The sequence below is a fragment of the Paenibacillus wynnii genome (assembly GCF_030812855.1).
Taxonomy (GTDB): domain Bacteria; phylum Bacillota; class Bacilli; order Paenibacillales; family Paenibacillaceae; genus Paenibacillus_AQ; species Paenibacillus_AQ wynnii_A.
In genome coordinates this window covers 202,857-216,781 of the sequence record NZ_JAUSTK010000007.1, presented here as the reverse complement: position 1 = coordinate 216,781, position 13,925 = coordinate 202,857, and the positions used below count along the sequence as shown (strand labels likewise).

Sequence of the window (13,925 nt, the reverse complement as noted above, 5' to 3'; positions counted from 1 at the left end):
ATGCTCCGAAGAGGGGCACTATCTCTAATGCTTACATCGGGATGTCAAGACCTGGTAAGGTTCTTCGCGTTGCTTCGAATTAAACCACATACTCCACTGCTTGTGCGGGTCCCCGTCAATTCCTTTGAGTTTCAGTCTTGCGACCGTACTCCCCAGGCGGAGTGCTTACTGTGTTAACTTCGGCACCAAGGGTATCGAAACCCCTAACACCTAGCACTCATCGTTTACGGCGTGGACTACCAGGGTATCTAATCCTGTTTGCTCCCCACGCTTTCGCGCCTCAGCGTCAGTTACAGCCCAGAAAGTCGCCTTCGCCACTGGTGTTCCTCCACATATCTACGCATTTCACCGCTACACGTGGAATTCCACTTTCCTCTTCTGTACTCAAGCCACCCAGTTTCCAGTGCGACCTCAGGTTGAGCCCAAGGTTTAAACACCAGACTTAAATAGCCGCCTGCGCGCGCTTTACGCCCAATAATTCCGGACAACGCTTGCCCCCTACGTATTACCGCGGCTGCTGGCACGTAGTTAGCCGGGGCTTTCTTCTCAGGTACCGTCACTCCGGTAGCAGTTACTCTACCGGACGTTCTTCCCTGGCAACAGAGCTTTACGATCCGAAAACCTTCATCACTCACGCGGCATTGCTCCGTCAGGCTTTCGCCCATTGCGGAAGATTCCCTACTGCTGCCTCCCGTAGGAGTCTGGGCCGTGTCTCAGTCCCAGTGTGGCCGTTCACCCTCTCAGGTCGGCTACGCATCGTCGCCTTGGTGAGCCGTTACCCCACCAACTAGCTAATGCGCCGCAGGCCCATCCCTCAGTGACAGATTACTCCGTCTTTCATTCTCTCCTCAGGTGAGGAAAGAAATTATCCGGTATTAGCTACCGTTTCCGGTAGTTATCCCAGTCTAAGGGGCAGGTTGCCTACGTGTTACTCACCCGTCCGCCGCTAACCTACTTTGGAAGCAAGCTTCCAAAGTAAATCCGCTCGACTTGCATGTATTAGGCATGCCGCCAGCGTTCGTCCTGAGCCAGGATCAAACTCTCCAAATTGGTATTCAGAAAGAGCGATTGCTCATTTTGAAACATCTGACGAGAATTTTCATTCTCTTGATGAAATTTCAAAAGCGTGAAACACGCTGTGAAACTCATCTATTTTGGATTTCACTTTCGTAAAATCCCACTCACTCGTTGTTCAGTTTTCAAAGATCAAGTTCTCGTTGTCGGCGGTTAATGTCTCACCAGCAACTCTTATAATATATCATATCCAACCGTGTAATGCAAGCTCTTTTTTTCAACTTCTTTTTCGAGCTCGGCATCAACATTTCTTGGCCGGAATAAGAATATATCATGTATAGAAATCAATTGCAAGCTTTTTTTATTAGTTACATATCTTTTAATGCGAGACTACCTCCACTGTTTCCAGATCGGCTATATGAGGTAGTCCAGCATCCTACAACATCCTTGAATAATAACTATGAAATAATCTCCTGAATGTTCAACTCGCGCTCCATTGCCAGATTGACTATCCTACCACCTGCAACCTGCACCATTGGGCGCGTTGGGTTACTCCGGTCCGTAAATATAATCTCCCCAATAGACCCATCACTTAATCTTATTTTAGTTCCGGTGTAAAGCTCCGTTGTTTTTTGGAGGAAGGTTTGAACAATCACCGGGTCCAGCTTACCGAAGCTTTCCTTAAGAATCTGTTCCAAAACCAAATAAGGAGACTCAGCTTTTCTGTAGGCTCGCTCTCGAGTCATAGCATGGTAAATGTCAGCAACCGCTACAATCTTAGCATAGAAGTGAATTTGGCTCCCTTCCAGCCGGAGTGGATATCCCGAACCGTCTATTTTTTCATGATGCTGTAATGCAGTCAGTCTGACACCTTCATTAATCGCGGTTACATTACGTAAAAATTGATACCCGTAGGTTGTGTGCATTCGCACCTCTTCCCTCTCAGCACTGTTCAGAGGCTCAGCTTTATGAAGAAGAGAAGGATCAACCTTGGCATTACCAATATCGTGAAGTAGCCCCGCTATAGCAGCCTGCATCCAGTCCTTCTGAGGATAATTGCACCATTGGGCAATCTTATATGACGTCAAAGCAGACAACACCGCGTTATGGTAGTTATAATCCTGTTCATTTAGCATACGGGGAACGAACTTCAAAACATGATAATCTTTAATATGTACTACCAGAGCTTCTAACTGACTGCGCAGCTCATAGATGGGTAGAGTTACTGCAGGAACTGAGCGATAGCTGTTCTTTATGAGAGCCAGCATCTTGTCGTATTCATCATGAAGAGGTGTGCTGTTTTTATCTTTAACTATTGCAACAGCTTTTGTAGATGCTGTTTTGGCAGAACCCTTATTAGAATCAGCTGTTTTATGATCTGCGTCGCTACCTTCAATCTCTACCAGTTCTATCATGAAAGCCTGAAGGATTTCCATATCCCGCGGTAATAAAACTTTTCCCTTGGCGAACAGAACTCCCCCCAGAGGTGTAATGACATCTTTAATGATCTTTGAACCTGGTTTCACATCCGCAACGGATAAACTCGGCATATATACTCAGCCCCTTAATTTCTTTAACACTATAAGCTTTAGGGACGCTCTTCTTATATAAGAACGTTTATGTAACAGCGCACCCAATCAATCTATAAGAATCAGGTAACTCTATTCCTCTAATTATAGTATGGATAGATACAAGCGACTAGTGTGGAGTAGTGCATTCACCAATTTAATTATTCGCAAAAAAAAGAGCACAGATTTCTAATAAAGAAATCCATGCTCTTCCTACGAATACTATTCCAGCGTATCTACTTCGCCTTCAACATCTGTTTCTGGTTCAGGTGATTCGCTTATCTCTTCTACTGCTACTCCGCCCTCTTCGATATCGGACAGTTCTTCTTCCTCATTCTTGTCAGCTCGACAAAGGGTAGCCACCGCATCATCCTCACGGATGTTAATCAGTTTAACCCCCTGAGCATAACGTCCCATTGTCGAAATCCCATCCATGCTGGTACGGATTAAGGTTCCGCTGGTTGTAATAATCATAAGGTCTTCGTCACTCTTAACAACTTTTAAGCCCACTACAGGACCATTCTTCTCGGTAAGGTTGATTGTCTTGATTCCTTTACCACCACGGGTTTGGGAACGGTAGTCACCTGCTGGTGTCCGCTTACCATAACCCTTGGAAGTAACGATTAGAACCTCAAGATCTTCATCCACACAATCCATCCCGATTACTTGGTCATTTCCAGTAAGAGTTATACCTTTGACACCGGTAGCACTCCGACCCATAGATCTTACGTCGTTCTCGGAGAATGTGATCGACATGCCTCGTGCCGTACCGATAATTAAATTCTGCTGTCCGTCTGTAAGCTTGACCTCAATTAGAGAGTCATCCTCACGTAGATTAATAGCAATTAGTCCGCCTTTGCGAATGTTGTTATAGTCTTCAAGCGGCGTTTTCTTCACGATACCCTGACGGGTAGAGAAGAACAGATATTTATCGATATCGCTATCCTCGACCTGGATCACAGCACTAATCTTCTCACCTTGTTCAATCTGAAGCAGATTGATAATCGGTGTTCCGCGTGCAGTTCGTCCAAGCTCCGGAATCTCATAGGCTTTAATCCGGTAGACCTTACCCTTATCGGTAAAGAACATCAAGTAATTATGGGAGTTGCTTACGAATAAATGCTCCACAAAATCCGTGTCCTTCGTATCCATACCGATAACGCCGCGTCCTCCCCGCTTCTGACTGCGGTAGGTGCTTACTGGCAGCCGTTTGATATATCCGGTATGAGTAATCGTAACTATAACCTCTTCACGTGGAATAAGGTCCTCATCCAAAATACTCTCTTCACCTACAGTAATCTCCGTACGGCGCTCATCAGCAAATTTATCGCGGATCTCCTGCAATTCATTACTGATAATTTCCAGTACAAGGGATTCATTCGCTAATATCGCCTTATATTCTGCGATTTTAGCCAAGAGCTCATTATACTCGTTCTCGATCTTTTCACGTTCCAGACCTGTAAGGCGCTGCATACGCATGTCGAGGATAGCCTGGGACTGCTCAATACTGAGACTAAAAGTACTCATTAAGCCTTCACGGGCAATATCCGTTGTACGGGATGCACGAATCAAGGCGATAACCTCATCCAGATTATCGAGTGCGATACGAAGACCTTCCAAGATATGAGCGCGTGCTTCCGCCTTTTTCAGATCAAATTCAGTCCGGCGGCGAATAACAACCATTTGATGCTGCAAATAGTGATACAACACATCACGCAGGTTAAGCACCTTAGGCTCATTGTTCACGATAGCAAGCATATTGATACCAAATGTCGACTGCATCGAAGTGTGCTTGTAAAGATTATTCAGGACCACACTAGGGTTAACATCCCGTCTCATCTCAACTACAACACGCATACCGTTACGGTCGGATTCATCACGAAGATCAGTGATGCCGTCAATCCGCTTCTCACGAACCAATTCAGCAATCTTCTCCACCAGACGGGCTTTGTTCACTTGATATGGAAGTTCATGAACAATAATACGAGCTTTCCCGTTATTCTCCTCGATAGTAGCCTTGGCTCGCATAGTAACAGAACCACGTCCTGTGCGATAAGCCTGACGAATACCTTCTCGACCGAGAATGAATCCAGACGTTGGGAAATCAGGACCTTGAATAAATTCCATTAATTCCATAGGTGTGATATCAGGGTTGCGAATCATCGCTTGCACTCCATCAATAACCTCACCCAAATTATGTGGCGGAATATTAGTCGCCATACCAACAGCAATACCCGATACACCATTTACAAGCAAGTTCGGATAACGAGATGGTAATACAACCGGCTCATTCTCTTCACCGTCGTAGTTGGGTGCAAAGTCTACTGTCTCTTTATTAAGATCCCGTAGCATTTCCATTGCGATCTTGGAAAGACGTGCTTCCGTGTACCGCATCGCTGCTGCCATATCACCGTCCACAGAACCGAAGTTACCATGTCCATCAACAAGCATATAGCGCATAGAAAAGTCTTGAGCCATACGTACCATGGTCTCATAAACAGCTGAGTCGCCGTGGGGATGATACTTACCAATAACTTCACCGACGATTCTCGCCGATTTCTTGTGAGGCTTATCCGGAGACATTCCAAGTTCAGACATCGCAAACAAAATGCGTCGGTGAACCGGTTTTAGTCCGTCTCGCACATCCGGTAAAGCTCGGCTAACAATGATGCTCATTGCATAATCCATAAAGGAATCACGCATTTCAACACTAATGTCCCGATCTTTAATTTGCGAGTTATTTTGTTCAGCCATGAGTTGCTGGACCTCCTTCATTTAAGAAGAAACGGCTTCATCGTCCTTTAAGAACGGGATCCGCTTCTTGTAAAAAATATAAGGGAAAAGTGTAGACAGAAACTCTATACTTTCTCATATTTTGAAAAAATCGCTACCCTTTATTATATTACTTTCTTAAAAGTAGCACAATTAAACGTGATAGCCTTATATCGTCTAAATTTAATTTCTTTTTTGTCCAGATAAGGGTATTTGCCCTTTCCGCACTTGGCTTCAGTACATAGACTGTATAGGCAAGAACAAATGGCTATATCAGCTGTTATACGAATGGAATCGTCCTATATCAATCAAAAAGGGCTTAATCCCATATCCTCTTATTATACCATTGTTTAGATTGGTTGTCCTGAAATTTCAGCAGCAAAAGGAGGAAATAACGATGAGGATTCAACGGGTCTCCAGTAAGTGGGCCAAAACGAAGGCTATCCTGCGAAATCGTGATCTCTCTATTTACATCCCCGATACCCGTAAATATGCACTTGATACTCTTAAAGAAATGCTTCTCTTGTACGACATGGTGTACATTAAACCAGATAGGGGTACTTACGGCACTGGGGTAATGAGAGTAGAACAACGAGGCGTCACTTTAAGCGCAAGTGATCAAGGGGATCAAGAGAATCTAGAAGAGCCTCCAGAGAATCTAGAAGTAAAGGTTGAGAATACGAAGCTCATGTATATTCTAAGATATCGCAAGTCAGCAGAGGTATACTCTTCCCCGGAGGAACTTGATAGGGCTTTAATCAAGGTAATCCATAATCAGTCCTATCTCATACAGAAAGGGATTGATCTACTAACACACAAGCAGCGACCTTTTGATCTACGGGTGCTTACACAGAAAAATTTAGACGGCCTTTGGGAGACTACCGGGATGTTAAGCAGAATTGCCGCTCCTCAAAAAATTGTCACTAATTACCATAGCGGTGGTCGTATCAAGTCAGTAAAAGCAGTCCTTGAAGAACATATGAATACCTTTGAGGTTGATTCAACCATAAACCAGTTAAAAGCACTTGGCGTGATTATGGCGAGACAATTGGAGAGAACATATCCAGGAATAAAGGAGATCGGACTGGATGTGGCCATTGATCCTCAGCATGATTTGTGGTTGCTGGAGATCAATACGCTGCCTTCCATTGTTGTCTTTAAATTATTTCCTGACAGATCTATTTATCGAAGAATCCATCGGTATGCTGCAGCCTACGGCCGTGTTAAGAAAAACCACTAAAAGCATTCTATTCAACAAAAAAACCTCCGGTATTACTATCCCGTAAGGGAAGTAATCCAGAGGTTTGTATATGTTGTATACTTTTACACGTCAAGATTCTTGACCATTTTTGCATGCTCCTGAATGAATTCGCGTCGTGGTTCAACGTTATCACCCATAAGTGTGTCAAAAATACTATCGGCCAGCATGGCATCCTCAATCGTTACCTGAAGCATCATGCGGCTCTCAGGATCCATTGTAGTGTCCCATAATTGTGTCGCATTCATTTCGCCGAGACCTTTATAGCGTTGAACGTTGACTTTAACATTCTCGCCGAATCCGGCAATAATTTCGTCACGCTCCTTCTCGGAATTCGCATAACGAATTACTTTATTGCGTTCCACTTTGAATAGTGGGGGCTGAGCGATATAAATATACCCGGCATCGACCAGTTTTCTCATGTAGCGATAGAAGAATGTCAGTAACAGAGTTCTAATATGAGCTCCATCGACGTCAGCATCCGTCATAATAACTACTTTGTGATAACGAGCCTTCGACAGATCAAAGTCATCACTGATACTGGTACCCAAAGCTGTAATAATAGCCCGAATCTCGGCATTGGACAAAATACGATCCAAACGTGCTTTCTCAACGTTCAGGATCTTGCCGCGCAACGGAAGAATGGCTTGGAAATGACGGTCACGGCCCTGCTTGGCCGATCCACCGGCAGAGTCACCTTCGACGATGAACAATTCGCTGATAGAGGCATCCTTGGAAGAGCAGTCAGCAAGTTTACCCGGCAGGGCACTTACTTCAAGAGCACTCTTACGACGTGTTAGTTCCCGTGCTTTACGAGCAGCCTCACGTGCCCGGGAAGCTTGCAAAGACTTCTCAAGAACACGGCGTGAGACAGCTGGATTCTCCTCAAGGAACTCTTGCAGTTTCTCTCCGAAGAGTGATTCCACAATCCCCCGAACTTCACTGTTACCTAGCTTAGTCTTCGTTTGACCTTCGAACTGCGGCTCAGGTATTTTCACGGAAATAATCGCCGTCAAACCTTCACGCACGTCATCCCCCGTTAAGTTAGAACTGCTGTCCTTGATTACTCCTGCTTTACGAGCATAATCGTTGATTATACGTGTTAGTGCACTCTTAAAGCCGGATTCATGTGTTCCGCCTTCATGCGTATTAATATTATTAGCAAAAGAATAAATATTCTCTGTGTAGGAGTCATTATATTGGAGAGCCACTTCGACATGAATCATATCCCGTGAGCCTTCAACGTAGATAGGTTCTTCATGTAGAGCTTCTCTTTTTTCATTCAAATATTTCACATACTCAACAATTCCGCCCTCATATTTGAACGTATTGGATACATCTGTCCGTTCATCATGAAGCGAAAGCTCGATCCCTTTGTTAAGAAAAGCTAACTCACGGATACGGGTAAGCAGTGTTGAATATTCAAAAATTGTAGTTTCGGTAAAAATCTCTGGATCCGGGTGGAATGTTGTAGTCGTTCCTGTCTCATCCGTATCACCGACAACCTTGATGTCATACTGCGGTGCTCCACGTCTGTACTCCTGCTGGTATACATGTCCGTCACGCTTGACTGTAACGACAACCTTCTCGGACAAAGCGTTGACAACCGATATACCTACGCCATGCAGACCACCAGATACTTTATATCCACCGCCACCGAACTTACCTCCTGCGTGCAGGACAGTCATAACCACTTCGAGTGTCGATTTTTTAAGCTTAGCATTCTCCCCTACAGGGATACCGCGTCCATTATCAATAACAGTTACACTATTATTCTCGTGGATAATCACTTGGATACGGTCACAATGACCGGCTAGAGCTTCATCGATACTATTATCTACTACTTCCCACACCAAATGGTGCAGACCTTTAGCGCTAGTGGAACCAATATACATGCCGGGACGCTTTCGGACCGCTTCGAGCCCTTCCAGCACCTGAATCTGGCTCTCATCATATGTCGGTTGATTCATTGACATGCCTTCACCTACTTCTTTCTGATTATCTCTTTTACAGGGTATGACTTTAAATTTCTAATAATATTTTGGCTCTTTTTTTAAGAGTGGAGGAGGAGATGGGGGAGTAGTATACGATATTTTTTGTCACTACAATCGATTTTGCTTCCTCTTCGCCAATCCGCTCCAGCAGTTTGCTTTCTTGAGCATGAACGACAAATTGCTTGGATATCTTGGAGGATTTCTCAATTGAAATATCAAATATGGCAATCAATTCTGAAGAACGAATAATCTTCTCCCCGCCCAAATGAATATACATGCACGTCCTCCGCTCTGTTAAACATCCACTCTTCCATCGTGGACATGATATAGGTTCGCACCTTTTAATTTATCAGCTTTGAGAGTTTCAATCCCTGTAGCTGTTATGAAAGTTTGTACTTTGCTTTGAAAGGTTTCTATAAGCTGGGTTTGACGATAGGGATCAAGCTCGGACAATACATCATCAAGAAGCAGAACGGGATACTCCCCTATTTCCTCATGAATAAGCTCGATTTCAGCCAGCTTCAGGGATAGGGCTGTCGTGCGCTGCTGACCTTGGGAACCATAGACCTGTGCCTCTCTTCCGTTGATAAAAAAGGACAGATCATCCCTATGGGGACCCGTCAGCGTCATGCCGCGCCGTATTTCCTGATCTCTGGTTTGTGATAACTTTAACATAAAATTGTTTAATAAGACAGCTTCATCTTCCTCATCCCTATCTCCAAAAGAGGGGACATACAGCAATTTAAGCTCTTCTCCGCCATTTGTAATACCCCGGTGGATGCTTTCTGCCCATATCTGCAGCTTCTTTATGAATTGTTTCCTTTTTTTGACGATTTTAACACCATGCTCTATAAGTTGCGCATCCCATACTTCCAGCAGATCTTTTGCCGAGGAGTCCTTACCCCATAATTGTTTCAGCAGGTTGCCTCTTTGAAGCAATATCTTTTGGTACTGCTGGAGATGGAATAAGTAACTGGGTTGTACCTGTCCTATCTCCATATCAAGGAACCTCCGTCTTATACCGGGGGTTCCTTTGACAATTTCTAAGTCTTCTGGTGCAAACATGACAACATTTAGGGAGCCCACAAATTCGCTTAACCGGCGTTGTTCTAGACCGTTAATCTTGGCTTTTTTGCCTTGGCTTGATAACGTAAGCTCCAGCTTCAAATCTCCGTATTTCCGTTTCACTTCAGCATAAATCTGAGCAGCCCCTTGCGGGGCCTCAAAGGAGATCAACTCCCGGTCTTTAGAGGTACGGTGGCTTTTGGTCATGGCTAGAACGAACAAAGCCTCCATGAGGTTTGTTTTACCCTGGGCATTCTGACCCAAAATTAGATTCACGTCACCGAGGCTTTCCAGACGCAGCTGCCCATAATTTCGATAATGCTGCAGACCGATATTTTTAACAAACACGTAATGGTTCCTCCTGACGCTATTTAAAGCCCATACCTATTCCTTAACTCCACCGCCGACAACTTCAAAGGATCCGGCATCCTGCACATCAATCTTATCCCCAGGGTATAACTTTCTACCCCGGCGCTCTTCTTTTTCTCCGTTGACGCGGACATATCCTTCCTGCAGCAAAGCCTTGGCCATTCCGCCTGTGGATACACATTCAGAAAGCTTTAGAAACTGATCGAGTTTGATATATCCACTGTGGATAACAATTTGATTCATGACTTTTTGTCCTTTCGCCCACTTATCCACAGCCACGTGAATGGGGAATTAATTTGTAGTTCGGTAAGGCAAAATTACGTACATGCTTTGGCTTTCATCGAGGGGCTTAAGAATAATAGGACTCATCATTCCGGTAAATGCGATAACAAGCTGCTCGCTTTCCACAACTTTTAAGACATCAAGCATATATTTGGAGTTGAAAGAAATTTTCAGAGGCTCACCTTTGAAATCGATAACTTCAAGTTCTTCACGAACCTTGCCCAGCTCAGAGGAACTGGAGGAAATTTCAATCCCCCCATTTTCGAGCGTTTGCAGACGAACAATATTCGTTTTTTCTTCTCGGGACAGCAAATAAGCCCGATCTATGGATTCACTTAATTTTTTGGTGTCTAAAGTTAGTTCTGTTTTGTAGGCAGTAGGAATAATCCTAGAAGTATCCGGATAAATTCCGTCCAATATACGCGAATAAAATAAGACCTTGTCGATTTTGAACAATACCTGGTTATCCGCAACCACAATATCTACGAGCATATTTTGATCCGGAATGATTTTACTAAGCTCATTAAGCGTTTTACCGGCAATAACGACATTTCCAAAACGTACATTTTCTGTTCCTTCGAGATGTGCAGCTCTAGTAGCCAGGCGGTGACGGTCAGTAGCCGTGAACTTGAATTCACCATCGGCCAGATTCCACAGAATTCCTGTCAGAATCGGTGTCGTTTCTTGAGTTGAAATGGAGAATGCGGTTTGTTTGATCATATTTTTGAGCAGGTCTCCCGGTAGGGAAATCGTCTCGTTCTCTTCAATATTTGGTAATACCGGAAATTCTTCAGGATCAAGGCCCACAATCTGAATTTCAGTAGCTCCGGAAGAAATATAAGTTTGGAAGCCATCTTTGACTTCCATGTGAATTTCTTTGGAGGGCAGCTTCTTGATGATTTCAACGAAAAATTTAGCCGGCAGGACAACGCTTCCCGGCTGCTCCACCTTCACAATAGTATGGCTGTCATTCTCCGCAGGAATAAACGATTGGATGGATATATCAGTATCGCTTGCAGTTAGTGTAACGCCCTGATGACTGACTTCCAGTTTAATACCGGTAAGGATAGGGATCGTTGTTCTGCTGGATATAGCCTTTGATACGTGTTGGATGGATTCGTTAAGTTCATTTTTAAGAATGCTGATTTTCATAACTTCACTCCTAGCTGAAAAATTGGGGGAACCTGTATTTGTCGAGTTGCTTTGGGACGTGCTTATAGATGATGAATTATTATAGTTATTTAATAGTATTAGTAGTAGGGGCACTGAATATGTGGATAACCCCTTGAACCCGCATAAAATTAAGCCTATTCACATGTGTATAGATTGTGCATAGGCTCTTTACATCCTTAGGAAGGATTTTTAATTTTTTCGGCAAGATTATTAACCACTTTGTACAGCTCCTGATCGACCTTTAATGACTGTGTGATCTTGTCATGGGCGTGAATGACCGTTGTATGGTCGCGTCCCCCGAAGGCTTCTCCAATCTTAGGCAAGGAATAGTCGGTTAATTCCCTGGATAGATACATCGCGATCTGACGCGGAAAAGCAACGGCTTTGGTACGTTTTCGTGCTTTGAAATCTTCCATGCGAAGGTTGTAATATTCGCCAACTTTAGCTTGAATATCCCCGATCGTAATCATCTTAGGACGACTGGAAGGAATAATATCCTTAAGCGCTTCTGAAGCCAAATGAGTAGTGACATCCTGATTTGTCAGGGAAGAGTAGGCTACAACCCTTATCAGTGCCCCTTCAAGCTCCCGGATGTTGGAATCAATCTGACTGGCAATGTACATCATTGCCTCATTAGGGATATCCAGGTTCTCCGCTTTGGCTTTCTTACGCAAAATGGCAATCCGTGTCTCCAAATCTGGCGGTTGAATATCGGTTATAAGACCCCATTCAAACCGGGAACGCAGCCGTTCTTCCAGGGTTGGAATTTCTTTAGGCGGGCGGTCACTGGAGATAATAATTTGCTTGCGTTCTTCGTGTAGTGCATTGAACGTATGAAAAAATTCCTCCTGCGTCGACTCTTTGCCGGCCAGAAATTGAATATCGTCAATAAGCAAGATATCAACGTTGCGATATTTGTTACGAAAGCTTTCACCGCGGTTATCACGGATGGAGTTAATAAATTCGTTGGTGAATTTCTCGGAAGAGATATAAATCACCTTATTACTAGGGTTATGCTCCAAAACGTAATGGCCGATGGCATGCATTAAATGGGTTTTTCCCAGACCAACACCCCCGTATAAAAACAAGGGATTATAGGCTTTGGCTGGCGCTTCAGCTACAGCAAGGGATGCCGCATGCGCAAAACGGTTGCCGGAACCAATTACGAACGTATCAAACGTATATTTTGGATTGAGCAAATGAGTCTGTGCTTCTTCTCGCGATACAGGAGGCTGCGGGGCGGATAGTTGCACTACAGGCTCGGAGGGCTTGCTTTCTTCAATAACAAATTTGACGTCAACCTGTTTTCCGGTGACTTCGAAAACCGTAGCGCCTACCAGCTTGGTGTAACGGCTCTCAAGCCATTCCACAGCAAACGTTGTAGGGGCCGAAATTATGAGAACCTGTGAGCCGAAAGTCATAGCTTTCGTGGCTTTAAACCAGGTATCAAAGCTCGGTTTGCTTAATTTGGTTTGAATAATTGATAAAATTTGCTGCCATAATTCGGAAGTATGGCTGTCCACAGACTGTCACTCCTTTAAATCTTCCAAATGTGGCATCAGCCATGAAGTGGAAATGTCGAAGAAAATAAATTGATGGTGAACTTTATCCCCAGTACGCAATATGCAGAGACAAAAAAACATGGATAAATTTGAATTGTTCACAACGTTATCCACAGCTTGTTGATAATATAGCGAACAAACAAATCTATTCACATTCAAAAGTAATACCATCATAGCAAAACAACCCCTGTTTTTCAATGACTGAGGACATTTTATCCACAAATTCAATCACTTGTGTATAAATATTAGGAACAACACTACATATTGTTGATAATATGTTCATGGTTCGACAGCATGCGTCAAGTTGTCGATTTTTTTATACACAGGTTGTGCTCATGTGCGGATAGTCGACTTTATTTTTTAGTAACAGGTGGATAACTGTAAAACCCTGTGGATTAGTTTTTTATTTCTAAAGGCTGTGGATAATTGTTTCTCTATATAGAAGGAGAGTCTCTGTCTGTATGGTTGACTTTTCTCAATAAAATATGTTTTAATATATAAAGGTGTTTTCTGTGGTGATTTGTCTCCAAATGAAATGATGATACTGTAGATACTGTCCCTACTAAAGGACGGCATAGCCCGTTTTTGCTTATAAGACAGTAAAGTAAATTAGTTCCTGTAAGGGAGGTGCAATACATGAGACCGACGTTCAGACCGAATGTTAGCAAGCGCAAAAAGGTGCATGGTTTTCGCAAAAGAATGAGCACGAAAAACGGCCGTAAAGTGCTGGCAGCCCGCCGCTTGAAAGGCAGAAAATCTTTGAGTGCGTAAGTTAGGCCACTAAAGGACCACTACGGTGGTCTTTTTTACTGTATAAGGTTGAAAATTCCCCGCAGAGTTTGGTTTACGCTTCCAGCGTTTGCGCCAC

Annotated in this window: 10 protein-coding genes and 1 rRNA gene; 2 read left to right on the top strand and 9 right to left on the bottom strand. The window is 43.8% G+C overall.

What is annotated here, in order from left to right; all coding sequences use genetic code 11:
- From J2T20_RS10050 to gyrA, 3 genes are all read right to left on the bottom strand, one after another.
- Nucleotides 1-1,050, bottom strand: a 16S ribosomal RNA gene (locus J2T20_RS10050); the annotation flags it as partial.
- A 422-nt stretch (nucleotides 1,051-1,472) separates the two neighbouring features.
- Complete coding sequence (locus J2T20_RS10045) at nucleotides 1,473-2,564, bottom strand: HD-GYP domain-containing protein (protein ID WP_307587937.1); 1,092 nt, start codon at nucleotides 2,562-2,564, stop codon at nucleotides 1,473-1,475.
- A 240-nt stretch (nucleotides 2,565-2,804) separates the two neighbouring features.
- On the bottom strand, nucleotides 2,805-5,336 hold the full coding sequence (gene gyrA, locus J2T20_RS10040; protein ID WP_307587935.1) for a DNA gyrase subunit A: 2,532 nt from the start codon (nucleotides 5,334-5,336) through the stop codon (nucleotides 2,805-2,807).
- A gap of 415 nt (nucleotides 5,337-5,751) precedes the next feature.
- On the opposite strand from gyrA, the gene J2T20_RS10035 reads away from it, so the two are divergent.
- A complete protein-coding gene (locus J2T20_RS10035; RefSeq protein ID WP_307587933.1) occupies nucleotides 5,752-6,594 on the top strand; it encodes a YheC/YheD family protein in 843 nt (280 codons plus the stop codon).
- An 83-nt stretch (nucleotides 6,595-6,677) separates the two neighbouring features.
- Here J2T20_RS10035 and gyrB read toward each other — a convergent pair whose 3' ends face one another.
- The 6 genes from gyrB to dnaA all read right to left on the bottom strand — a co-directional run bounded on the left by gyrB (nucleotide 6,678) and on the right by dnaA (nucleotide 13,018).
- A complete protein-coding gene (gyrB, locus tag J2T20_RS10030) occupies nucleotides 6,678-8,588 on the bottom strand; it encodes a DNA topoisomerase (ATP-hydrolyzing) subunit B (protein ID WP_307587931.1) in 1,911 nt (636 codons plus the stop codon).
- A gap of 46 nt (nucleotides 8,589-8,634) precedes the next feature.
- Nucleotides 8,635-8,883, bottom strand: a complete 249-nt coding sequence (gene remB / locus J2T20_RS10025) for an extracellular matrix regulator RemB (protein WP_307587929.1) — start codon at nucleotides 8,881-8,883, stop codon at nucleotides 8,635-8,637.
- 17 nt (nucleotides 8,884-8,900) lie between these two features.
- Nucleotides 8,901-10,019: a DNA replication/repair protein RecF gene (gene recF, locus J2T20_RS10020; RefSeq protein ID WP_307587927.1), complete on the bottom strand. Its 1,119-nt coding sequence runs from the start codon at nucleotides 10,017-10,019 to the stop codon at nucleotides 8,901-8,903.
- A 36-nt stretch (nucleotides 10,020-10,055) separates the two neighbouring features.
- Complete coding sequence (gene yaaA / locus J2T20_RS10015) at nucleotides 10,056-10,283, bottom strand: S4 domain-containing protein YaaA (protein WP_307587925.1); 228 nt, start codon at nucleotides 10,281-10,283, stop codon at nucleotides 10,056-10,058.
- A 48-nt stretch (nucleotides 10,284-10,331) separates the two neighbouring features.
- Entirely contained in the window at nucleotides 10,332-11,474 is a 1,143-nt protein-coding gene (gene dnaN, locus J2T20_RS10010) for a DNA polymerase III subunit beta (RefSeq protein WP_307587923.1), read from the bottom strand.
- Between the two features lie 197 nt (nucleotides 11,475-11,671).
- The gene (gene dnaA / locus J2T20_RS10005) at nucleotides 11,672-13,018 is read right to left on the bottom strand and encodes a chromosomal replication initiator protein DnaA (RefSeq protein WP_307587921.1); all 1,347 of its coding nucleotides are present in this window, start codon (nucleotides 13,016-13,018) and stop codon (nucleotides 11,672-11,674) included.
- Between the two features lie 675 nt (nucleotides 13,019-13,693).
- On the opposite strand from dnaA, the gene rpmH reads away from it, so the two are divergent.
- Nucleotides 13,694-13,828: a 50S ribosomal protein L34 gene (gene rpmH, locus J2T20_RS10000; protein WP_036651710.1), complete on the top strand. Its 135-nt coding sequence runs from the start codon at nucleotides 13,694-13,696 to the stop codon at nucleotides 13,826-13,828.
- Nucleotides 13,829-13,925: the final 97 nt, after the last annotated feature.